Raw genomic sequence first — 22,365 nt, forward strand, 5'->3', positions numbered from 1 at the left:
GAAGCGTGGGGGCTGCTTCCTACCCTCGAGAGTTCAGCGTTGAAGCTAGCGTCGGCTTAGAAGTCCGATCAGGTAGCCGATGCCTGCGGCGGCGGCGACCATGAAGATCGGATCTTCGCGAACCCTTTCGCGCAACTGCTCTGTGATCTCCTGGGCTTCTTCCGCGACGACCGACTTTGCTCCCTGCCCGACTGCGGCCGCACTCTGTGACAGCCTTGTCAAATCTTCCCGCAATGCAGCGACCTGCGCGGCCAGATCCTCCATCGCCGTTTCGGTCTGCGCGCGCGCCGAAGAAGACTGGTTGGAAGCTGATTTCGTCTCTGCCATCGTGAGCTCCTAGTGTTTTCTTGTTCATCAAAACGTCATTCCGGATCAAAGGTTCCGGCACTTTCGCGCCGAGTTGGGTGATTTCCCCCGTGGCTCTTCAATTCCGGTTCGGATTGTTCTAAGGAACGTCGATTGTTTCGCCTGCGGGCGAAGACGTGATGATGACGAGGTTTGCTTTCCGATGTTCGACGTGCTGAGAAAAATCGCCCAGACTTGGGTTGCCAAGGGTTTGTTACTTCTTCTGGCGGCAGCCTTCGGCGTATGGGGCGTCGAGCGTTCGCTGATATCGGGCGGTAACAGCAATACCGTTGTCACCGTCGGCGATCAGCATATCGATACCAATGAATTCCGCCTCGCCTATCGTCGCCAGATTCAGGCGATCAGCCAGCAATTGCGCATGCAGATCACCCCGGAACAGGCGCGCGCCTTCGGCATCGGGCAGCAGACGGTTGCGCAGCTCGTTGCAGGCGCCTCGCTCGATCAGCTCGCTGCCGACATGAACCTCGGCCTTTCGCAGGATCGTCTCGCCAAGCTCATTGGCGACGATCCGGCATTCAAGGCGCCGAACGGCGCTTTCGACCGCCAGAAGTTCGAACTGCTTCTGCGCAACAGCAGCATCACGCCGGACGACTACATCAAGGAGCGCAGCAAGGTCGCGGTCCGCAGCCAGATCGTTGAAGCGGTGTCCAACGGCTTTGTCGCGCCACAGGTGCTGGTCGATGCCGTCAAGCAGTATCACGACGAGAGCCGCAGCATCGACTACCTGCTGCTGACCAACGCCAACATCGACCCCGTCAAGGCTCCGGCCGACGACGTGCTGTCCAAGTGGTTCGATGGCGTGAAGTCCAAGTATCGTGCTCCGGAATATCGCAAGTTCGCCTATGTGAAGCTGCAGGCCGAGGATCTGGCCGATCCGGCAAGCGTTTCCGATGAGGAGCTGCGTGCCCAGTACGACAAGCGCAAGGATAGCTTCACGACCCCGGCAACGCGGACGATCGAACAGCTGACCTTCGCCAACAAGGATCTTGCCAACGCAGCCTCCGACGCGCTGAAGACTGGCACGACCTTCGACCAGCTGGTCTCCGATCAGGGCAAGAAGCCGGCAGACGTTCTGCTGGGCAACTTCACCAAGGATCAGGTTCCTGACAAGACGATTGCCGATGCCGCCTTTAGCGTCACCAAGGATGGCGGTACGACGCCTGTCGTCGACGGCTCTTTCGGCCCCGTCATTCTGCGCGTGACGAACGTGAAGGATGAAACGGCGAAGAACTTCGACGACGTCAAGGAAGACATCCGCAAGCAGATTGCGCTCAGCAACGCCGCCACCGAAATCACCAGCGTCCATGACAAGTTCGAGGATCTGCGTGGCTCCGGCGCCTCGCTGCAGGAAGCTGCAGCACAGCTCAAGCTTAAGCTCGTGACGATCGATGCGATCGATGCGACGGGCCTCGACCAGAGCGGCAACGACATCAAGGATCTGCCGGTTCGCCAGCAGCTGCTTTCGGAGGTCTTCAAGGCCGATCAGGGTGGCAATCCCGCGCCGCTGACCGTCGGCAATGACGGCTATGTCTGGTACGACATATTGGGCATTACGCCCGATCACGACCGCGCGCTCGCCGACGTTCGCGAGAAGGCTGTGGCTGATTGGACTGCCGAACAGCAGAAGATCGCGCTGGCCGCCAAGGCCGCCGAACTGAAGCAGGAAGCGCAGAAGGGCAAGTCGCTTGCTGATATCGCCGCACCGCTCGGCATTGCCGTCGAGAGCAAGAGCAATGTGCTCCGCTCCACCGATGATCCGGTTCTGGGTCGTGGCGGCATCGCCGCTGCCTTCTCCGGCCCGGTCGATACGGCTGCCAACGCCGTTGGCGCTGACGACACGACGCAGATCCTGCTCAAGGTTACCGATGTCAATGATAACCCGACGACGGACGCATTGAGCAATGACGATCAGCAGGTCGCCCAAATCGCCAATGCCGCAGGCGACGATATCCTCGATCAGATGGTCAACCAGCTGCAATCCAAATACGCCGTCACGGTCAACCAGAGCCTCGCCGAACAGGCGATGTCCCGCTAGGCCCGGTCGTCGGGAGGATGGATAGTCAATGGCTGAATTGAAGCCTTTCCTTGCCAAGGTCGCCAATCGCGAGGCGCTGACGCGGGATGAAGCCCGCCAGGCATTCGAGATCCTGATGTCCGGCGAAGCGACGCCGTCACAGATCGGCGCCTTCCTGATGGCGCTGCGCGTGCGCGGCGAGACGGTCGACGAGATCGTCGGCGCCGTCACAACGATGCGCGCGAAGATGCTGCCGGTTGACGCGCCTGCCGATGCCATCGACATCGTCGGTACGGGTGGCGACGGTTTCGGCACCTACAATATTTCCACGCTGGCAGCCTTCATCGTTGCCGGCGCAGGCGTGCCGGTGGCAAAGCACGGCAATCGCGCACAGAGTTCCAAGGCCGGCACCGCCGACACGCAATCGGTATTGGGCATCAAGCTCGATATCGGTCCCGATGTCATCGCCCGCTGCATTCGCGAGGCCGGCATCGGTTTCATGTTCGCGCAATTGCATCATTCATCGATGCGCCACGTCGGCCCTTCCCGCGTCGAGCTCGGCACGCGCACGATCTTCAATCTGCTGGGGCCGTTGTCGAACCCCGCTGGCGCACGGCGTCAGCTGCTGGGCGTCTTTGCGCCGCAGTGGGTCGTTCCGCTCGCCGAAGTGCTGAAGGATCTCAACGCCGAAAGCGTCTGGGTCGTGCACGGTGAAGGTCTCGACGAGATCACGACCACCGGCACCACCTCGGTTGCCGCGCTTGAAAACGGCAAGATCCGCACCTTCGAACTGACACCATCGGATTTCGGCCTGCAGCATGCCGATCTTGCTGACCTCAAGGGCGGCGATGGCGTTGCCAATGCGGCGGCGTTGCGTGCTGTGCTCAGAGGCGAGAAGAATGCCTATCGCGACATTGCGCTGGCCAATGCAGCCGCATCGCTTGTCATTGCCGGCAAGGCGGAAACGCTCCATGATGGCATGAGGCTCGCGGCCCAGTCGCTCGATAGCGGTGCGACCGCTGTCGCCCTGGAAAAGCTGATCGCCGTCTCCAACGAGGAAGAATAGGTTCAGGACATCATGACCGATATCCTTCAGAAGATCGAAGCCTACAAGCGCGAGGAAATCGCCGCCGCCAAGGCCAAGGTTTCCCTTGCCGACCTCAAGGCGATGCAGGCCGGCCAGTCCGCACCGCGCGGCTTCCACAAGGCGCTGCTCGCAAAGAAGAACGCCGGCATTTTCGGTCTGATCGCCGAGATCAAGAAGGCAAGCCCGTCAAAGGGCCTCATTCGCCCCGATTTCGATCCGCCGGCGCTTGCAAAGGCCTATGAAGCTGGCGGCGCTGCCTGTCTCTCGGTACTGACGGACACACCGAGCTTTCAGGGCGCTCCTGAGTTCCTGACATCGGCCCGCGCCGCCTGCTCCCTGCCGGCGCTGCGCAAGGATTTCATGTTCGAGACCTATCAGGTGCAGGAAGCCCGCGCCTGGGGTGCCGACTGCATTCTGCTGATCATGGCCTCGCTTTCCGACGACGACGCGCAACGCCTTGAGGATGAAGCCTTTGGCCTCGGCATGGATGTGCTGGTCGAGGTTCACGATGCCGAAGAGATGGAGCGGGCGCTGAAGCTGTCCTCGCCATTGATCGGCATCAACAACCGCAATCTGCGCACCTTTGAAGTCAGCCTCACGGTCAGTGAAACCTTGTCGGCCATGGTGCCGGAGGGACGGCTGCTGGTCGGCGAGAGCGGCGTTTTCACCCATGCCGATTGCAAGCGTCTTGAAGCCGTCGCTATCACCACCTTCCTCGTCGGCGAAAGCCTGATGCGCAAAGACGACGTAACGGCAGCGACACGGCTGCTGTTGAACGGCGAAGCCGGCATTCTGGCGGCCGAGTGAAATGAGCACCGCAAAATCCGGCCTCACCCATATCGACGCGTCAGGCGAAGCGCATATGGTCGATGTCGGCGACAAGGCCGAAACGGCGCGCAGCGCCACGGCCGGCGGCTATGTCAGAATGAAGCCGGAAACGCTGGCGCTGATTCGCGACGGCAACGCCAAGAAGGGCGATGTCATCGGCACCGCGCGGCTTGCCGGCATCATGGCGGCCAAGCAGACATCCAATCTCATCCCGCTATGCCATCCGCTCATGCTGACGAAGGTGGCGGTCGACATCGTCGAAGATACCGCCCTGCCCGGCCTGCGCGTGACAGCGACGGCAAAGCTTACCGGTCGCACTGGGGTCGAGATGGAGGCGCTGACGGCGGTCTCCGTCGCCTGCCTGACGATCTACGATATGGCCAAAGCCGCAGACCGCAGTATGGAAATCGGCGGCATAACGCTATTGGAGAAATCCGGCGGCAAATCCGGGGATTTCCGCCATCCGGGGGCCTGACACATGAGCCTTTTACCTGTCGCTGAAGCACAGGCGCGCCTCCTGGGCAGCGCCACGCCGCTTCATCGGATCGAAAGTGTTCCGCTCGATATGGCGGAGGGCAGAGTGCTGGCCAGAGATCTGGCTGCTCGCCTGACGCAGCCACCTTTCAATGCTTCGGCCATGGATGGCTATGTCCTGCGTTTCGAGGACGCGGCAACGCCCGGCTCCGAATTGCAGGTCATCGGCGCTTCTGCCGCGGGCCATGCTTTCGAAGGCACGGTCGGTAAGAGCGAGGCCGTACGCATCTTCACGGGAGCGCCGGTTCCAGCGGGCGCCGATACGGTTCTTCTGCAGGAGGATGCCGGGCGATTGGAGGGCGATCGCATTCGCACCACCTATGCCCTGCGCAAAGGACAACACATACGTCCGCGCGGCCAGGATTTCCTCGAGGGCGAAGTCGTGCTGCCGGCCGGTACGGTTATGGATTTTTCGCGGCTGACGGTCGCGGCCGGCATGAACCATCCGGCGCTGGACGTTTTTCGCCGGCCGCTGGTCGCCATCCTTGCAACCGGCGATGAGCTGGTGGTGCCGGGCAGCGTACCTGGTCCTTCGCAGATCATTGCTTCGAATACCTTTGGTATCGCTGCGCTGGCACGCAGCGCCGGCGCTCATGTGCTAGACCTCGGCATCGTCCCCGACAATAGCGACGAGATCACTGCCGCCATCGGCCGCGCGCAGGTGGCAAAGGCCGATATCATCGTCACGCTCGGCGGCGCTTCGGTTGGCGATCACGATCTGGTGCAGGCCACCTTGATTGCCGCCGGCATGCAGCTGGATTTCTGGCGCATCGCCATGCGTCCCGGCAAGCCGCTAATGGTCGGCAGCCTTGGGGAAACCCATGTTCTCGGCCTGCCCGGCAACCCCGTCTCCAGCCTTGTATGCGGCGTGTTGTTCCTGGAACCCTTGATCCGCAAGCTTGCGTCACTGCCGCCGGTAAAGCGCGAGGGCGTCGCGCAGGCAGCGGTACCCTTCGCGGCGAACGACCAGCGTCAGGATTACATGCGCGCGACGCTGACTAAATCCGCTGATGGCGGCTGGCTCGCCGAGTCGTTCTCGAAGCAGGATTCCTCGATGATGAAGGTCTTCGCGCGCGCCGATTGCCTGGTCGTGCGCCCGCCGCACGCGCCGGAGCTTGCTGTCGGCTCGCCCTGCCCGATCATAGTTCTCCGGCCGGATCTGCTGGGCTAAGCCGGATAACAAAAAGCCGGGAGGTTTGATCCTCCCGGCTCATATTCATCACATCTGCGAACAGATTACTTGACGGGCTTCTCGTGATGGCCGCCGAAGCCGGCGCGCATGGCGGAGAGAACCTTGTTGGCGTAATCATCGTTGCCGCGCGAGGCGAAGCGGCCGTAAAGCGCGGCGCTCAGCACCGGCGTCGGCACGCCTTCGTCGATCGCGGCCGAGATCGTCCAGCGGCCCTCGCCCGAGTCCGAAACGCGGCCGGCATATTGCGAGAGGGCGGCGTCGCCATGCAGGGCGTCGGCGGTGAGGTCGAGCAGCCAGGAGGTGATGACGCTGCCACGACGCCAGACTTCGCTGATTTCGGCGATGTCGAGATCGTACTGATAATATTGCGGATGGGCGATCGGCGCCGTTTCGGCATCCTTCTCGGCATCCAGCTTGCCGACATTGGCGTGGCGCAGCACGTTCAGGCCTTCGGCATAGGCAGCCATCAGGCCGTATTCGATGCCGTTGTGAACCATCTTGACGAAGTGGCCGGCACCCGACGGGCCGCAATGCAGATAGCCCTGTTCGGCGGTGCTCTTCTTGGCGGCTTCTTCGGAGCGCATCGGCGAAGCGGCAACGTCACCGACACCTGGCGCCAGCGTTGCGAAAATCGGCGAGAGATGTTCGACGACATCCTTCTCGCCGCCGATCATCAGGCAATAGCCGCGCTGCAGGCCGAAAACGCCGCCGCTGGTGCCAACGTCGGCATAATGAATGCCCTTGGCCTTCAGCTCTTCGGCACGGCGGATATCGTCATGGTAATAGGAATTGCCGCCATCGATGACGATGTCGCCTTCCTCGAGCAGCGGTACGATCGCCGCCAGCTCCTGATCGACAATCGCAGCCGGTAGCATCAGCCAAACCACGCGGGGCTTGGCGAGCTTCGACACGAAATCCTCGAGTGACTTGCTGCCGGTGGCGCCGAGCTGCTCGAGGCCTGCGATGCTTTCCGGACGTGCATCGAAAACAACCGCGGTATGACCGCCCTTCATCAGGCGCTGCACCATGTTGTTGCCCATGCGGCCAAGGCCAATCATTCCGATTTGCATATGTCAGTCTCCTAGGACGGTTTTAATCGTTTTGAATCTCAATAAAGACATTTCGCAATATTTTCCAATGAACAAATGACGGGCGAGCCATGCGCAGACCGGAGAGCGAAAAAAATCGGTCACGTTCACGCATCTGTGATGCTGCATACCGCAGTATGCCGTTTGCCTTTGTGACCGTGCTTTGCCCGTGTCGATGAAAGCGGTATTTCACGGCGCTATCAGAGTTCTGCAATCCATGTCCGCCAGCTGAAAAATAGTTTTCATCGCTCGTCATGTTTCGATGTAACGTTGAGCTGCTTATTATCGATCCCGGGATTCTTTGCATCGTTCTCTATCTAATGCGCTGAACGTCAAGCGTCATAGGAGTCATATGTCTGCGTCGCTGAAACTGCCGCTCATTCCGGCCTCATTTTTTGGCATCGTTTTGGGACTTTCCGGGCTTGCAAACGCCTGGCGCGTCGCAGCGCGCATATGGCAATTGCCGTCTATGGTCGGCGAGATACTGACCTTCGTCAGTTTCGTGGTCTGGCTGCTGCTGATCGTGCTTTTCTCGCTGAAGTGGATCGTGGCCCGTGAGGAAGCCCTCAAGGAAGTGGCGCATCCTGTTCAGTGCTGCTTTATCGGTCTCCTTGGGGTGACGACAATGCTCACGGCCGGTGGCCTATTGCCCTATTCACGCATTGGCGCAGAAACCATTTTTCTCGTCGGCGCCGCCTTCACGCTTGCGTTTTCAGTTTGGCGCACAGGCGGCCTCTGGCATGGCGAACGCGATATTGCAGCAACGACCGCCGTGCTTTACCTGCCGAGTGGTGCAGGATTCTTCGTTACCGCCATCGTCAGCGCGGCTCTCGGATTCCCCGATTGGGCGCAACTTTTCTTTGGCGCAGGCTTCTTCAGCTGGCTCGCGATCGAATCGGCTCTGTTGCACCGTCTGTTGACGGGACCGGCGCTTCCTCCGCCGCTGCGGCCGACGCTCGGCATTCAATTGGCGCCGCCAACCGTCGGTGCCCTCGCCTATATGAGCGTGATGCAAGGGCCGGCCGATACGCTCGTGCACGCCATGATCGGTTACGGCCTGCTGCAGGCGCTGATCCTGCTTCGCCTTCTGCCGTGGCTCATGAAAGATTCCTTCAGCCCGGGCTATTGGGCCTTCACCTTCGGTGCCACGGCACTGGCGACGGCTCCGATGCGGCTGATCGAGCGCGGCGATATCGGTCCCATGGTGAAACTGGCGCCCGTCCTCTTTATCGCAGCCAATATCGTCGTCATTCTGGTCGCCGCGGCAACCATATGGCTGATCGCCAATCGCAAGCTGGTTATCGGCTGGGCCGAGTTCACGGATATCAGCGCCGTCGGCCGGCGTTAAACGAAACCGACACAACGTATCGAAGGACAACATGCTGGATCACGTGACAATCGGTGTTCGGGATATCGAGAAATCGAGGATCTTTTACGATGCGGTTCTGCATATTCTCGGCATTGAACGCCTTTATGCGGAAGGCGAAACCTTCGCGGGTTACGGCATCAGGCCAAAGGCATTCTTCTGGATCGGCCAGCGCGCTGACGCGCAGACAGGTACGCATATCGCCTTCACCGCGAAAAACCGGGAGGCGGTTGATCGGTTCCACCAAGCAGCACTTGCCGTTGGCGGCATTGACAACGGGCCGCCCGGTCTTCGTCCGCATTACCACCCCGACTATTATGGCGCCTTCATCCTCGATCCCGATGGCCACAATATCGAGGCGGTATGTCACCTCCCGGTGAGCTAGCCGCACGCTTGGATTTTCGCGCGGGCAAGATCACTGCAGCGGCGGCCCGACATAGCGCGCTCGCGGCCGGATGAGGCGGCCGCTGGTCGCTTGTTCCATGGCATGAGCCAGCCAGCCTACCGTCCGCGCCAGCGCGAAGATGATCAAGGGCGCATCCTCAGGCAGGTGAAAGGCATGCGTCATCGCGGTCACCGCAAAATCAACATTGACGCGTTCGCCGACAAGCTGTTCGCCGACATCGCGAACCTCTGCGAACAGTGGAGGCAGCGTCAAGCAACGCAGCAATGCCTCGGCACGAATATCGACATCAGGATAGAGCTGGTGGCCGAAGGCAGGTAAAGGCCTTCCTTCCGCGAGATAGCTGCGGACCGCCTCCTCCGCGCCAATCGTGGCGGCGCGGGCAATCAAGGAACGCACGCTTTGCCACGCGCCGCCATGCAGCGGGCCGGTCAGCGTGGAAAGACCGGACAAGGCTGCGGCGGATAAGGTCGCGCCGGCGGAAGCCGTGATTCGTGCGGTGAATGTCGAGGCGTTCAGCTCGTGGTCCGCGAGCAGCACCAGACAGCGCCGTATCAGGTCACCGGCATCCGGGCGATCCCAGGCCACGGCGAGACGCTGATGCAGTGGTTTGTCGGCAGATCCTGGCGCCAGCGCATCGGCCACGGTTGCGAGCACGCTTTCCGCCTCACCCTGCAGCGCTGGAAGCGAGCGCCCCAGCGAGGGCAGATCGGTGGTCGTACGCTCGGCAAGCGCCGAAAATGCTGCATTCAAGGAAGGAAGCTTTCGCCGCATCTCCCCTTCCTCCAGTCGCAGCGGTCGTTTCATGTCCCAAAGCAATATCGCGACATCTTCGAGGCTCGCTCTCTCGGCAAGCTTGGCTGCATTCTGACCGCGATAGAAAAGCCCCCCGTTGAAAACCGTCGACAAGGCCGAAGGCAGCACCGGGTCTCCCCATTGAATCGCCTCGGCGGCCACCGCCTCCGTCTTGCGCCGGCCGGCATGGCGAGTTGCCAGCCGCTTCACGTCATCGGTGAAATAGAGGCTGCGCCGAGTATCCGCCGGATCGGGCTTGGCGCGAATGCGGCCACGGCTGACATTGGCGTACAGCGTCTGCGATTTCGTCCCCAGCAGGGTCAACGCCTGCTCCGCCGTCAGCCAGCTCATAAGTCCTCATATTGATCAATTGCATCAAGATTGACGTCAATGAAAATAGACCCGATCTAATCGGATAGTCAAAGGAGAACCGTAATGAAAAGTGGTCTTGAAGATGTCATTGCCGCAGAAACCAAGCTATCCGACGTCGATGGCGCCGCCGGTCGCCTGATCATACGCGGCGTGTCGCTCGATGATCTTGTGGCGACCAGCCGGTTCGAGGATGTGGCGGCGCTGCTGTTCGATGGCCTGTTCGACGAACATATCGATGCAGCCTCCATCCGGAAGCAGCTTGGCGCAGCTCGTGTTTCGCTGTTTGCACACGTAGCGGCCGCCGATGCAGCGCTGCTCGCTCTGCCGCCGGTGGACGCGATGCGCGCTTTGCTGGCACGAATCACGGACGGCGAGGATTTCGCCAGTGCCATCAATCTGATGGCGGCGCCGGCCGTTTTCCTGCCGGCCGTGTTGCGGCTGCAGAAGGGTGACACGCCGATCAAACCGGATGCCTCATTATCCCAGTCGGCCGATATCCTGCGCATGCTGAGTGGTCGTGTACCGACAGCAGAGCAGACAGCGGGGCTCGACGCCTATCTCGTGACGATTTCCGATCATGGTTTGAATGCTTCGACATTCGCGTCACGCGTCATCGCTTCCACTCATGCCGGCCTGACCTCTTCCGTGCTGGCGGCGATCAGCGCCCTGAAGGGTCCGTTGCATGGTGGCGCACCCGGCCCCGTCCTCGATATGCTCGATGGCGTCGGCAAGCCGGAGAACGCGCGTGAATGGCTGTCGAATGCGCTCGATCATGGCGAGCGATTGATGGGGTTCGGCCATCGCATCTATCGTGTCCGCGACCCGCGTGCCGATGCGTTGAAAACCGCGCTGAAGCCGATTTTTGCCAGCGGCCAGGCGGATGCCGGCCGTATCGCGTTGGCGGAGGCGATTGAAGCTGCAGCACTCGCCCTGCTCAAGGAGCGCAAGCCTGATCGCCCACTCGACGTCAATGTTGAATACTACACGGCCCTGCTGCTCGACGCCCTCGGCTTTCCGCGAAACTCCTTCACCGGCGTCTTTGCGATCGGCCGTACGGTCGGCTGGATTGCCCATGCGCGTGAACAGACGCTCGACGGGCGCCTCATCCGTCCGCAGTCGCGCTATGTCGGTCCGCTGCCAAAGGCAGCATAAGCCGTACTAAGGCTGATCGATGCTCACGCGGCCGCGGATTGACGCGGCCGCACCAATCCTTCGCGGATGTGGCGGGCGAGCTCCTGTGCCGGCGGCATGGCATTCCCCTTGGGCAAATGCAGATTGATCGCGAAAACCGGCAGCTCCGGCAGGCCTTCCTCGATTGAGAGAATGTCGAGATCGGCAGGAACAGTGGAAGCCAGCCAGGCGGTAACCGCCAGATCGGTGCGCACGGTCGCGGTGGTGGCTTCGATATTGCCGTTCTCGAACACGGTGCGCCAGCGCCGACCACCACTACTCAGTGCAGCAAATACGGACGACCGGAAAGCGCAGGTATCGGCCACCATCGAGATCGGTAGCGGCATCTTGCGATAGGCGTTTCCGCCTTTCGCCCCGACCCAGACCAGTCGCTCGACAACCAGACACTCGCCTTGAGACGAACCGAACGGTTCTTCGACCACGCAGAGATCGATAGCGCCCTTCTCCAATTCCTCCAGCAGCTCCGGCGATGAGGCGCAAACCAGAGAAATCTCCACCTGCGGGTAGCGGTCGGCATAGGATTTCAGCACCGGCGCCAGTGTTGCACCCACAAGATCATAGGGAACGCCGAGCCGCACACTTCCCTGAACCGTCCGCTCGGTCATGTCGGCCCAGATGTCGTCGTTGAGCATCAGCAATCGGCGGGCATTACCGCGCAGCCGCTCGCCGGCGTCCGTCAACCGCAAGCCGCGCTTGTCGCGCTCAAACAAAGTGGATCCCAGCATCTCCTCCAGCCTCTTGACCTGTTGGCTGACGGCACCTTGCGTCATGTGCAGCATATTGGCTGCAACGGTCATGCTGCCCTGATCGGCAACGGCGGTGAAGGTTCTGATCAGTGCGATATCGAAGTTTCGGGCCATCCAAGCATTATAAATGCTAATGCTCATGTCCTTCAATATTCGATTTCTTGATGGGTGTTGCGCGCCTATCCCTTCTCCGGAATTGGAGAAAGGCCGAAATGACCATTGAATCCCTGTTGCCGCTGATTCTGTTTGCACTCGTCTCAACCATAACACCGGGCGGCGCGACAACGCTTGCGACCGCTTCCGGCGCCCATTTCGGTTTTTGTCGGTCGATCCCCGTCATGGCAGGTTTCGCCTTCGGCCTCGGCTCCATGGCCGGTGCGGCCGCCGCCGGACTTGGCGGTGTCTTGTTGGCTTTCCCGATATTGCAGATCGCCATGAAGACGCTCGGCTCGCTCTATCTGCTGTGGCTGGCGGTACGGATCGGCAAGAGCGGTCAACCGCATAACGCCGATCAGATGGCGAAGCCGACAGGCTTTGCCGCCGGCGTCTGGATGCTGTGGCACAATCCCAAGGGCTGGGCGATGACGATGGGTGCCGCCGCCTCCTTTGCCATGCTGGCAAACGGCCCGCTGATGCTCGCGATGCTGCTAGCCTCCACCTTCTGTCTGATGGCGGCCATCTCTCTGGCACTATGGTGTGCTCTGGGGCAGTTGCTCGCCCGCCTGCTAAATGCGCCGTGGCAATGGCGCGTCCTCAATGTCTCGCTCGCTTGCCTGCTGGTGATATCCATCATCCCGATGTGGCGCGGCTGAAGCCAGAAATGGCGAGATCGTTTGCAATCACACACGGCTGTGCCAGAGCCACACGGTCAGCGATCCGGCGCGGCCGCGCAAACTTGTGTCGATCGGGCCGTCGAGCCTGCCTTCGATGTAGGGAGCACTATCGCTACCGGCGGAAAGCAGGAGGTCGTCGCTGATGGCGATCTCCGCGCCGTTGCTGGCAGCCACTTCCATCAGGCGGCTTGCCACATTGACGGTGTCGCCCGTCGCGGTGATCTGCTGCCTCCCGCCATCGCCGAGCCTGGAGGCGACGATGGTGCCGAAATGCGCGCCGATCTTGAAGCCGATGCGGGAAGCCGTCTCTTCGGGTAGCGTTGCGAGCCAGCTTCTCATCCGACCGGCGAGATGAATGCAGCAGCGCGCCGCATTGGCCGGATCGGTTCGCTTTGGTTGCGGCAGGCCAAAGAGGATCATGGCGCCGTCACCCATGAAGCTGGTAATGGCACCGCCACTGGCCGTCACCTCCTCGTCGACCAGATGATAGAAGCCGTTCAGCAGCTCACGCACGGCCGTCGGGCCGATCGTCTCGCTGAGACCGGTAAAGCCATTGATGTCGATGAAGACCACGGCTGCTTCCTGGTGCACAGGCTCTGCAAGGAAGGCGGGGTCGCGGGCCAGATGTTCGGCCAGGCCCGGTGCCTGGATGCGCTGCAGCCGCTCGCTCTGCGCCGCGAGGCGCCCGGCCTGCCTGCGGCCGAGCCAGATCTGGGCCGCACCGAAGAGCAGTGCTGGAGGTACAGTCGCCGCGATCGGCAGGGCAGCGCTTAGCCAGAAGCCGTGTTTAAAAGCACTGATATTGATCCCCAGCCAGGCGAGGATGGCGCAAAGCGCCATGATCAAGCCGATGGTGTTGCGCCGCCAGGCAAGCAGGCCGACGATGATGAGGGGCATGCCCACAGCGAAATAGAGATCGATATAGCGGATGCCGTGGTCCCGGATGAGCCCGTCTCTTGCGATCAGATGTGTGATCGAGGTGGATATGACTTCGACACCAGGCAATACCGGATCGAAAGGCGTCGGAAAGACATCGCCGCCGCCGGTCACTGTCGCACCGATGACGACGATATGATCCCTGATTGCCGCCTCCGGCAGTTGACCGCTAAGCGCAGCACTGGCGCTGAGGGTGCGGATCGTGCCGCGCGGCCCATAGAACGAAAGCGGCATCAGATAGCCGGTGTCGGTATAGACGGAGTGGCCACCGATCTTGATGCGGTCCGAGATGACGACCGGCTGTTCGCCGGTGGCCGCCGAAACCACACGCATTGAAAACGACGGCTCGATGCGTTCGCCGCTGCGAAACAGCATCGGCACGAATCGCGGCGTCCCCGTCTTGTCGGTCTGTACGTTGACGACACCGGTGCTTGCGGCACCCGCGAATCTCTCCTGTGGCTCCAGGAATTGCAGCGCGCTCGGTACGCGGGCGAGAGGCTCCTTGCTGTCATCGGCAACGCGCTGGCGGCTTTCGGGAAAAATGCCGGCGGCGGCCAGCACGGCATTCGTCCGCTTCAGCGATTGCTCCAGCGCCGCATCGCCGGCCTCGTCACCGGGATCGATCAGGAGCATGTCGAGCGCGATAGCCTTTGGTCCCAGTGCCGCGATGGCGTCGACCACCTTGGCAAGCGTGGCGCGGGGAAGCGGATAATGTCCGGCCACACGCGACGTCTCATCGTCAATGGCAACGATGGTGACGATATCGGGAGGCTGGCGGCTGCCGCCGATCGTATCTCTCAGATTCGTCAGGGTCGCCTCGGCGCCGTCGACAAACGGGATATCGCCATGCAGGTTCATAATGCCGAGGCCAAGGCCCCAGACAGCAGTCAGGACAAGCGCGATCAGCGTCTGCAGCGGCGGTCTGCGCATCGGCTCAGGATCTCACTGGCCGAGACGGGTCATCAATGCGCTGATGCGCTGCTGTGCCCAGGGTATGACACGCAACGGCGAGCGGCCCTTGTCGGCATCGATGCCCTGTCCCTGGCCGAGTGTGACGCCCTGCCCCGTTGATACCTTGTTGACGGCGACACGGCCGCGCAAGACGAGCACGGATGTCTTGCCCGCCTTCACATCGACCGCCCACCGCGTGCCACGAACGGCGGCGATTGCCTGCGGCGTTACCACCTCGAACCCGCCTTTGACGCGACTGCTGTCGACATCGACCAAGGCTGCCTTGCCGCTGAGCACCAGCGCATCCACCTGCCCATCATGATTGCGGTCCGCAAGCCGGTAATGTGCGCCGCGCTCGATGGTAATGCTGAGCCCCGGCTGGCAATTCAACGTCTGGCGTTCGGTGCTGACAGTCGGTTGAAGCGAGCAGTTCCCGGCGGATTCGGCAGAAGCCGTGCCGGCCCCGACGAGGCATAGAAGGCCCGTTGCCAGCGCCGCGCTGAGAAAATTACTCATTTGAATCATCATTTTGGCCCTCATCACCTATAACTGGGGCCGAAGACGACGATGTCCAGTCACGGCATTCCAGATACTTGGTGGTGATGATGCGTCAGGGATGATTGATCTGCAAGTTGTCGTAGCCTCGCGCCTTGTAAAGCACCGTCGAAATCAACCAGCTCAACAGGAAAATACCGACGACAGCGAAGCCGAAATTGGCGAGATTGTCGTTGAGTTCGCCGATGAAGCGCCAGAATCCGCCTTCGAGACCGAGCTTGTCCGAAATAAGCCCGAGCGCCTCTATGCCGCCGATGAAGATGGCGACGACGACGGAAGCGGCGGTGATTGTCAGATTGTACCAGAGCTTGCGGATCGGCTTGACGAAGGCCCAGCCATAGGCGCCGGTCATCAGCGTGCTGTCGAGCGTATCCATCAGCGACATGCCGGCGGTGAAGAGCGCCGGGAAAATCAGGATCGTCCAGAAGGACATGCCCTGCGCGGCCTGCGCGGCGGAAATGCCGAGAAGCCCGATCTCGGTTGCGGTGTCGAAACCGAGACCAAAGAGGAAGCCGATCGGATACATGTGCCATGAGCGGGTCACGACCTTGAACATCGGCCGGAAGATGCGCGCCAGGAAGCCCCCGCCGGCAAGCAGCGTATCCAGATCTTCTTCCGCGATCCTCTCGCTTCTCCGCGCCCGCCTGAACGCCGACCAGACGCCCTTGAGCACGAAGAGATTGGCAATACCGATCAGGAGCAGGAAGGCCGCCGACACGGTGGTGCCGATGACACCGCCGACATCGTGAAACGAATCGAGTTGGCTCTGCATCGCGGCGGCCGTCGCGGCAATCAGGATCGAGGCGATGACGACGATCGAGGAGTGACCGAGTGAGAAGAAGAAGCCGACGGCATAGGGCTGCTTCTTTTCCTGGATGAGCTTGCGCACGACATTGTCGATGGCGGCGATATGGTCGGCGTCGAAGGCGTGACGAAGGCCGAACATATAGGCAAGAAATGCAATGCCGAGCAGCGATGGCCTGTCCGAGAATGCGACCCAGGCCCAGATCCAGGCAACAATGTTGAAAATAATCAAAAGTGCAAAAGTGAAGGCGATCTTGGCTTTCGGCCGCTCGACGCCATCGTCAAATGGATTGAGGATCATACTTTTGTTCCCGTTATGCTTACTCGCACAGTGCCACGGAAACCCAAGGGGCGCGACAGTCAAATGACGTAGATGCCGAAGTTTTTCGCAGTGTTGCAAATTTGGGCAAGCCCGACATGAGCCGGGCTTGCGTCATTATTCAATCATCCTCTTTCGAAGGGATGGCCCTCGTCTGCCCAGCCGGTAATGCCGCCGATCATCACCTTCACGCGCTTGCCGAGCGTGCCGAGCCGCAAGGCGGCCCTGTCGGTGCCGTTGCAATGCGGACCGGCGCAATAGACCACGAACAGTGTATCCTCAGGCCATTCCGCCATCTTTCGCGCCGTCATCTTGCCATGCGGCAGATTGATCGCGCCGGGAATATGCTGCTCCTGAAACAGGGCTGGACCGCGAACATCGATGAGGACGAAATCCGCGTTGCCTGAGGTCATGGCCTGCTGCACATCGGAACAATCTGTCTCGAAGGCGAGCCTGCGGGCATAATGTTCGGCAACGAGCTGCGGATCTGCGGCGGGGATTTCACTGACTAGGGACATGTAACGCTCCTTCATTGGTTCGCTGCATTCATGCCCGAGCGGTTCGAGAGTTGAAATTGGCCGAAATGCCATATAGCGTCAAAATCATGCCAAACGCTCACATCCCCAATCTTCTCGGCCCGCATGTCGTCACGCTCGTCTATGACGGGCTATGCACTTTCGAATTCGGCGTCGCCCATGAAATCTTCGGCCTGTCGCGGCCGGAGATGGGGGGCGACTGGTATCGATTTTCTGCCTGCGCGATCGAGGATGGCCCGTTGCGGGCTGCCGGCGGCCTCACGGTGCAGGTCGATCACGGATTGGAAGCGATTGCCGATGCCGATCTGATTATCGTGCCCGGATGGCGTGGCATCGGCACGCCTGTCCCCGCCCCGCTGATTACAGAGCTGCAGGCGGCTGGTCGCCGTGGCGTGCGCATCATGTCTTTATGCTCGGGCGTAGCGGTGCTTGCCGCCGCAGGATTGCTCGCTGGCCGAAAGGCAACGACGCATTGGCGCTATGTGGATTCCATAGCCGCGCGCTATCCGGATATTTCAGTCGATGCCGATGTCCTCTATGTCGACGAAGACAGCGTGCTGACGGCCGCTGGAAGTGCTGCGGCCATCGATCTCTGCCTGCATGTCGTGCGCCGGGATTTCGGACCTGATGCCGCCAACAGCGTCGCCCGTCGGCTTGTGGTGCCCCCACATCGAGAGGGCGGCCAGGCGCAATATATCGAGACGCCCGTTCTCAGGCAGCGCGAAGGCGCTCGATTGGGGCCCTTGCTCGAATGGATGCGCGAACGTCTGCAGGAGGATCAGCCCATATCAGCGCTCGCGACACGAGCCGGCATGAGCACGCGAACCTTCCAGCGTCGCTTCGAGGCGACCACAGGCATGTCTCCGGGGGAATGGCTGCTGGGCGAGAGATTAAGGCGCGCTCGCGACCTTTTGGAAAAGAAAGCGGCCATTTCGCTCGATGATGTGGCCGTGGCGAGCGGGTTCGGGTCGCTCGCCACCATGCGCCATCATTTCAGGGAAAAGCTTGCGGTCAGCCCGAGCGACTACCGCAAGCGATTTTCCGGCCTTAGACCAAGCGGCTCTGTTCCGTCGCAGCTTCGATGAAGCTGGAGAATAGCGGATGCGGTTCCAGCGGCCGGGACTTCAGTTCCGGGTGATACTGGACGCCGATAAACCAAGGATGATCCGGATATTCGACCGTCTCCGGCAGGATGCCGTCCGGTGACATGCCGGAGAAGATGAGACCGCAGTCTTCAAGCTTGTCCTTGTAGTCGACATTGACTTCGTAGCGGTGGCGATGGCGCTCGGAGATATCGGTCGAGCCATAGATCTCCGAAATCTTCGTACCCTTCTTGAGAGCCGCCTTGAAGGCGCCGAGGCGCATGGTGCCGCCGAGATCGCCGGCCGCGGTGCGCTTCTGCAGCTCATTGCCCTTCAGCCATTCGGTCATCAGGCCGACGACAGGCTCCTTTGTCGGTCCGAATTCCGTCGACGAGGCATGTTCGACGCCGGCCAGGTTGCGGGCCGCTTCGATGACAGCCATCTGCATGCCGAAGCAGATGCCGAAATACGGCACCTTGCGCTCGCGTGCGAAACGGGCCGCAAGGATCTTGCCTTCCGAGCCGCGCTCGCCAAAACCGCCGGGCACGAGAATGCCGTGAACCTTCTCGAGATAGGGCGCCGGATCTTCCTTTTCGAAGACCTCGGATTCGATCCATTCGAGATTGACCTTGACGCGGTTGGCGATACCGCCGTGATGCAGCGCTTCGATCAGCGACTTATAGGCGTCCTTGAGGCCGGTGTACTTGCCGACGATGGCAATGGTCACCTCGCCTTCCGGCGTACGGATGCGATTGCAGACTTCTTCCCACTGATCGAGACGCGGCTTCGGCGCCGGCTCGATGCCGAAGGCGGCCAGAACCTCGTTGTCGAGGCCTTCCTTGTGGTAGGCAATCGGCACGTCATAAATGTTTGCGACGTCGAGCGCCTGGATGACGGCCGAAGGACGGACGTTGCAGAAAAGCGAAAGCTTGCGGCGCTCGGCCTCAGGGATTTCGCGATCGGCACGCACGAGTAGGATATCGGGATGAATACCGAGCGCCTGCAATTCCTTGACGGAATGCTGTGTCGGCTTGGTCTTCAGCTCGCCGGCAGCCGGAATATAAGGCATCAGCGTCAGGTGGACATAGATCGCAGTGCCGCGCGGCAGGTCGTTGCCGAGCTGGCGGATCGCTTCCATGAACGGCATGGCTTCGATGTCGCCGACCGTGCCGCCGATCTCGCAGATGACGAAATCATAGTCGTCATTGCCTTCGATGACGAAATCCTTGATCTCGTTCGTGACGTGCGGAATGACCTGAACGGTGGCGCCCAGATAGTCGCCGCGGCGTTCCTTGTCGATGATGTTCTTGTAGATGCGACCGGTGGTGATGTTGTCGGTCCTGGTGGCCGAGCGGCCGGTAAAGCGCTCATAGTGGCCGAGATCGAGGTCGGTTTCCGCACCGTCGTCGGTGACGAAGACCTCACCGTGCTGGGTCGGGCTCATCGTGCCCGGATCCACGTTCAGATAGGGGTCGAGTTTGCGAAGGCGGACTCGATAACCACGAGCCTGCAACAACGCTCCGAGAGCCGCGGCCGCAATTCCTTTTCCGAGGGAAGAAACCACGCCGCCTGTGATGAATACATATCGCGCCATGGGAGTCACCGGATACCTTTTAACAAATGATTCCGCTAGCCCTAAAATTCGTTTCCGGAATTTTGGACACAGAAGACGGAATATCGACAAAACAAAACCGGCAGATCCAAGGACCTGCCGGGGATGATCTTGGCCGACCTGGCTTACTTGCCGGTCGGGACTTCGCCGCCGCTCTGGGCTGGCGCAGGTGTCGTAGCCGTCGGCGCGGTCTGCTGACCGGTAGCGGCCGGAGCCGGCTGCGTGCTCGTTGCAGCTGCCGGCTGGTTCGTCGTTGCGGGCGGCGTTGCCTGCGACTGCGGAGCGACGGCACCGCTGTTCGGAACGCCGCTATTGTCGGCTGGCTTCGGCTGAGTCGTCGCCGGAGCAGCACCCTTCTGGCCGCCGAGTGAGTCGAGAATGCCGTTACCCTGGCCCGCCGTGCTCGGGATACGGTTCAGAATGTCGGTCGGGCGCGATTCGAAGCGCGACAGAACATTCATGCCAAGCGCCAGTGCGAAGAACAGCGCCGCCAGGATGGCCGTGGTGCGCGTCAGCGCATTGGCCGTACCACGCGCGGACATGAAGCCCGATCCGCCGCCGATGCCGAGGCCACCGCCTTCGGAGCGCTGAATCAGCACCACGCCGATGAGGGCGACAACGATCATGAGATAGATGACAAGCAGTACGGTTTGCATAGGTCCAGTCCTGCCCGCATGCGGGCATCAAAAAGAAAAGCTCGCGGCTCTTTACATGAGGCTCTCGCCTATTCCAAGCCCTTTTGAGGCCGGAATTCCGGACAAGCCGGTCTTTAGGCGAACTGCCGTTCGAATGCGGCATAAATGGCGAGGAAATCGACCGCTTTCAAGCTTTGACCTCCGACAAGCAAACCATTGACGTTGGGAACATCGAGAAGGTCCCGCGCATTGGCGCCGCTGACCGATCCGCCGTAGAGGATTCTCATTTTGCCGCCTTGCTTGCCGAAGCGTTCGACGAGCTCGGAACGGATGAAGCCATGGGCCTCCTCGACATTTTCGCGGGTCGGAACCTGACCGGTGCCGATCGCCCATACAGGCTCGTAGGCGATGACGGTCGATTCTGCCGTCGAGTTGTCTGGAATCGAGCCGGCCAGCTCGCGCTTCAGCACATCCAGGGTCTGGCCGCTGTTGCGCTCATAGGCGGTTTCGCCAAGGCAGATGATGGCCGTCAGGCCCGCTTCATGGGCGGCCTGCGCCTTGGCGCGCACCAGCATGTCGCTTTCCGCGTGGTTCCGGCGACGCTCGGAATGGCCGACGATCACATGGGTGCCGAAGCAATCCGCAATCATCTCGGCCGAGATATCGCCGGTATGTGCGCCGCTGACCTGCTGGTGGCAATCCTGGGCGCCTATCGCCAGCGGGCTGTCGTCGCAGAGCGCCGTCGCGACATAGAGCAAGGTGGCCGGAGGGCAAAGCAGCGTATCGATTTTCTCCGATAGCGGCGTCTTGACGCCGTCTGCGATCGCCTTGATCTGATCCAGGCTCGCACGCGTGCCGTTCATCTTCCAGTTTCCGGCCAGAAGCGGCCGTACAGTCTTCGTCATTCCGAACTTCTCCCCCTTGATCCACCTGTCGGACTAACAAAACTGTGGAGGAAAGGAAAGTTATGGAAAGGGGTCGAAACCGGTTCAAATCGTTTGAAAGATGCTTATCCGGAAAATAAGTCGAATTGGCTGATATGTTTCAGGAGGCCTGTGGATCAGCGATCCAGTTGAGCACCCTGCGCCAATCGGTCATCCGCACCGGCGTTCCATGATTTCCGGTTTCGAAAAGCGTGAACCGCGTCGGGTAATGCGCTTTGTAGAGCTTCTCGAACAGGGCTTGCTGGTCGGCTGCCGCATAGACCGGATCCTTGCTGCCATGGGTGAACCAAAGCGGCAGCTTCGCCTTGTAGAAGGCGCTCTTCGTAAAATCCGGATCGGTGACACCGCTTAGAATCGCCATGCCTTTCAGGCGCTTGACGCTTTCGGCATCGCGGGTGATGCCCCAGCAGATGAAGCTGCCCATCGAGGCGCAGGTCAGAATGACGGGCTTGCCGCCGGATTGTTCGGAGGAATAGCGGATCAGCGCTGCTATATCGGCCACGCCATTGCTGTCGAAGCTCTTGACGCTTGGCGCATAGTAGGTGCCGCCGTTTGCGTAGGCGAGGTTTTTCAGCCGGTTGAAATTGCCGCCGAACGTATAGTCGTTGGAGCCGAGCCGGCGATCGCCGCCACGGCCATGGATGAAAATGACGGTGAAAGCCTGTTTCGATGCCGGCCCTATCCGCGTGACATCGACCTTGTGATCGCCGAGCTGCAGGGTCTCGTCTTCCTGCGCCTTCCAGCGGACGCCCGTGTCGACATAGGCCGGCTTGACGCGCTTTTCCGGGATTTGGTCGCGACCGTTGATATCCCGCATCTCCTGATAATCGATCGTCTGGAAAGCGCCATTGTCATGGCTCTCGAGCACGGTCTGATTAGAAAAGAGTTCGTCCTTGAAGGGCTTCAGCATCTCCGCATCGGCGCTGGAAGCGGCCGCAAGCAGCAGAAAGCTTGATATCGCGGCCAGGATAGGCAAATGAGCTGTGGACATTCGCATGCGGACACTTCCTCCGATCGGCCACCGGGCTTGCCATTCGTCACCCGGCAACGCAAATCTCTTTATAAATCTGCCCCGTCGTGGGGCGCCATCGCTCTTGTGTGCCGTTTCTGGCAGAATCACGGTGATTCGCGAATAGCGGCCGCAAATGCGATAATAAAAGGGGTCTGGCCCCACCA

Annotated in this window: 23 protein-coding genes; 10 read left to right on the plus strand and 13 right to left on the minus strand. The window is 60.9% G+C overall.

The annotated features are described in order from the left end of the window. Positions 1-45: 45 nt before the first annotated feature. Complete coding sequence (locus tag A6U86_RS05040) at positions 46-327, minus strand: hypothetical protein (RefSeq protein ID WP_068386726.1); 282 nt, start codon at positions 325-327, stop codon at positions 46-48. Between the two features lie 181 nt (positions 328-508). Between A6U86_RS05040 and A6U86_RS05045 the strand changes: the two genes are divergently transcribed. Genes A6U86_RS05045 through glp form a run of 5 tightly spaced genes read left to right on the plus strand, consistent with a single transcriptional unit; the run spans position 509 to position 6,000 of the window. Then, positions 509-2,401, plus strand: a complete 1,893-nt coding sequence (locus A6U86_RS05045; protein ID WP_068386730.1) for a peptidylprolyl isomerase — start codon at positions 509-511, stop codon at positions 2,399-2,401. Positions 2,402-2,429: 28 nt separating this feature from the next. After that, entirely contained in the window at positions 2,430-3,446 is a 1,017-nt protein-coding gene (trpD, locus tag A6U86_RS05050; protein ID WP_068386733.1) for an anthranilate phosphoribosyltransferase, read from the plus strand. Between the two features lie 12 nt (positions 3,447-3,458). Then, the gene (trpC, locus tag A6U86_RS05055) at positions 3,459-4,274 is read left to right on the plus strand and encodes an indole-3-glycerol phosphate synthase TrpC (RefSeq protein WP_068386736.1); all 816 of its coding nucleotides are present in this window, start codon (positions 3,459-3,461) and stop codon (positions 4,272-4,274) included. Between the two features lies 1 nt (position 4,275). Beyond that, positions 4,276-4,770: a cyclic pyranopterin monophosphate synthase MoaC gene (moaC, locus tag A6U86_RS05060; protein ID WP_068386739.1), complete on the plus strand. Its 495-nt coding sequence runs from the start codon at positions 4,276-4,278 to the stop codon at positions 4,768-4,770. A gap of 3 nt (positions 4,771-4,773) precedes the next feature. Next, complete coding sequence (gene glp, locus A6U86_RS05065; protein ID WP_068386742.1) at positions 4,774-6,000, plus strand: gephyrin-like molybdotransferase Glp; 1,227 nt, start codon at positions 4,774-4,776, stop codon at positions 5,998-6,000. A gap of 65 nt (positions 6,001-6,065) precedes the next feature. Here glp and gnd read toward each other — a convergent pair whose 3' ends face one another. Together gnd and A6U86_RS35115 are read right to left on the minus strand one after the other, a co-directional pair. Next, complete coding sequence (gnd, locus tag A6U86_RS05070; protein WP_068386745.1) at positions 6,066-7,091, minus strand: phosphogluconate dehydrogenase (NAD(+)-dependent, decarboxylating); 1,026 nt, start codon at positions 7,089-7,091, stop codon at positions 6,066-6,068. A gap of 22 nt (positions 7,092-7,113) precedes the next feature. Continuing rightward, a complete protein-coding gene (locus A6U86_RS35115; RefSeq protein ID WP_141683625.1) occupies positions 7,114-7,365 on the minus strand; it encodes a hypothetical protein in 252 nt (83 codons plus the stop codon). Between the two features lie 96 nt (positions 7,366-7,461). Between A6U86_RS35115 and tehA the strand changes: the two genes are divergently transcribed. Further along, complete coding sequence (tehA, locus tag A6U86_RS05075; protein WP_068386748.1) at positions 7,462-8,457, plus strand: dicarboxylate transporter/tellurite-resistance protein TehA; 996 nt, start codon at positions 7,462-7,464, stop codon at positions 8,455-8,457. Positions 8,458-8,488: 31 nt separating this feature from the next. Further along, on the plus strand, positions 8,489-8,860 hold the full coding sequence (locus A6U86_RS05080) for a VOC family protein (protein ID WP_068386751.1): 372 nt from the start codon (positions 8,489-8,491) through the stop codon (positions 8,858-8,860). A gap of 30 nt (positions 8,861-8,890) precedes the next feature. On the opposite strand, the gene A6U86_RS05085 is transcribed toward A6U86_RS05080, so the two are convergent. Further along, complete coding sequence (locus A6U86_RS05085) at positions 8,891-10,024, minus strand: citrate synthase (RefSeq protein WP_068386755.1); 1,134 nt, start codon at positions 10,022-10,024, stop codon at positions 8,891-8,893. A gap of 84 nt (positions 10,025-10,108) precedes the next feature. Between A6U86_RS05085 and A6U86_RS05090 the strand changes: the two genes are divergently transcribed. Continuing rightward, a complete protein-coding gene (locus A6U86_RS05090; protein WP_068386758.1) occupies positions 10,109-11,197 on the plus strand; it encodes a citrate synthase/methylcitrate synthase in 1,089 nt (362 codons plus the stop codon). A gap of 23 nt (positions 11,198-11,220) precedes the next feature. On the opposite strand, the gene A6U86_RS05095 is transcribed toward A6U86_RS05090, so the two are convergent. Continuing rightward, positions 11,221-12,096: a LysR family transcriptional regulator gene (locus A6U86_RS05095; RefSeq protein ID WP_198929028.1), complete on the minus strand. Its 876-nt coding sequence runs from the start codon at positions 12,094-12,096 to the stop codon at positions 11,221-11,223. A gap of 98 nt (positions 12,097-12,194) precedes the next feature. Here A6U86_RS05095 and A6U86_RS05100 point away from each other — a divergent pair, with 98 nt between their 5' ends. After that, positions 12,195-12,794 (plus strand): LysE family translocator, encoded by a 600-nt coding sequence (locus tag A6U86_RS05100; protein ID WP_068387924.1) that lies wholly within the window; start codon positions 12,195-12,197, stop codon positions 12,792-12,794. Positions 12,795-12,821: 27 nt separating this feature from the next. Here the strand turns inward: A6U86_RS05100 and A6U86_RS05105 are convergent, their stop codons facing one another. The 4 genes from A6U86_RS05105 to A6U86_RS05120 form a co-directional block, all read right to left on the minus strand. Continuing rightward, entirely contained in the window at positions 12,822-14,681 is a 1,860-nt protein-coding gene (locus tag A6U86_RS05105; protein WP_068386764.1) for a CHASE2 domain-containing protein, read from the minus strand. Positions 14,682-14,693: 12 nt separating this feature from the next. Then, positions 14,694-15,227, minus strand: coding sequence for a FecR domain-containing protein (locus A6U86_RS05110; protein WP_083196740.1), 534 nt, complete (start codon positions 15,225-15,227; stop codon positions 14,694-14,696). An 85-nt stretch (positions 15,228-15,312) separates the two neighbouring features. Next, positions 15,313-16,362 carry a HoxN/HupN/NixA family nickel/cobalt transporter gene (locus A6U86_RS05115; RefSeq protein ID WP_068386767.1) on the minus strand — a complete coding sequence of 350 codons (1,050 nt, stop codon included), beginning with the start codon at positions 16,360-16,362 and terminating at the stop codon, positions 15,313-15,315. 143 nt (positions 16,363-16,505) lie between these two features. After that, complete coding sequence (locus tag A6U86_RS05120; RefSeq protein ID WP_068387929.1) at positions 16,506-16,898, minus strand: rhodanese-like domain-containing protein; 393 nt, start codon at positions 16,896-16,898, stop codon at positions 16,506-16,508. 65 nt (positions 16,899-16,963) lie between these two features. Here A6U86_RS05120 and ftrA point away from each other — a divergent pair, with 65 nt between their 5' ends. After that, positions 16,964-18,001 (plus strand): transcriptional regulator FtrA, encoded by a 1,038-nt coding sequence (gene ftrA, locus A6U86_RS05125; protein ID WP_068386770.1) that lies wholly within the window; start codon positions 16,964-16,966, stop codon positions 17,999-18,001. On the opposite strand, the gene A6U86_RS05130 is transcribed toward ftrA, so the two are convergent. The 4 genes from A6U86_RS05130 to A6U86_RS05145 form a co-directional block, all read right to left on the minus strand. Further along, positions 17,964-19,592 (minus strand): CTP synthase, encoded by a 1,629-nt coding sequence (locus A6U86_RS05130; protein ID WP_068386774.1) that lies wholly within the window; start codon positions 19,590-19,592, stop codon positions 17,964-17,966. The two genes, ftrA and A6U86_RS05130, sit on opposite strands and share 38 nt — an antisense overlap. A gap of 143 nt (positions 19,593-19,735) precedes the next feature. Next, on the minus strand, positions 19,736-20,266 hold the full coding sequence (gene secG / locus A6U86_RS05135; protein ID WP_068386777.1) for a preprotein translocase subunit SecG: 531 nt from the start codon (positions 20,264-20,266) through the stop codon (positions 19,736-19,738). 113 nt (positions 20,267-20,379) lie between these two features. After that, positions 20,380-21,150, minus strand: coding sequence for a triose-phosphate isomerase (tpiA, locus tag A6U86_RS05140; protein ID WP_068386780.1), 771 nt, complete (start codon positions 21,148-21,150; stop codon positions 20,380-20,382). 139 nt (positions 21,151-21,289) lie between these two features. Continuing rightward, positions 21,290-22,186: a dienelactone hydrolase family protein gene (locus A6U86_RS05145; RefSeq protein WP_068386783.1), complete on the minus strand. Its 897-nt coding sequence runs from the start codon at positions 22,184-22,186 to the stop codon at positions 21,290-21,292. Positions 22,187-22,365: the final 179 nt, after the last annotated feature.

The sequence above is a fragment of the Rhizobium sp. AC27/96 genome, from assembly GCF_001692325.1.
Lineage (GTDB): Bacteria > Pseudomonadota > Alphaproteobacteria > Rhizobiales > Rhizobiaceae > Rhizobium.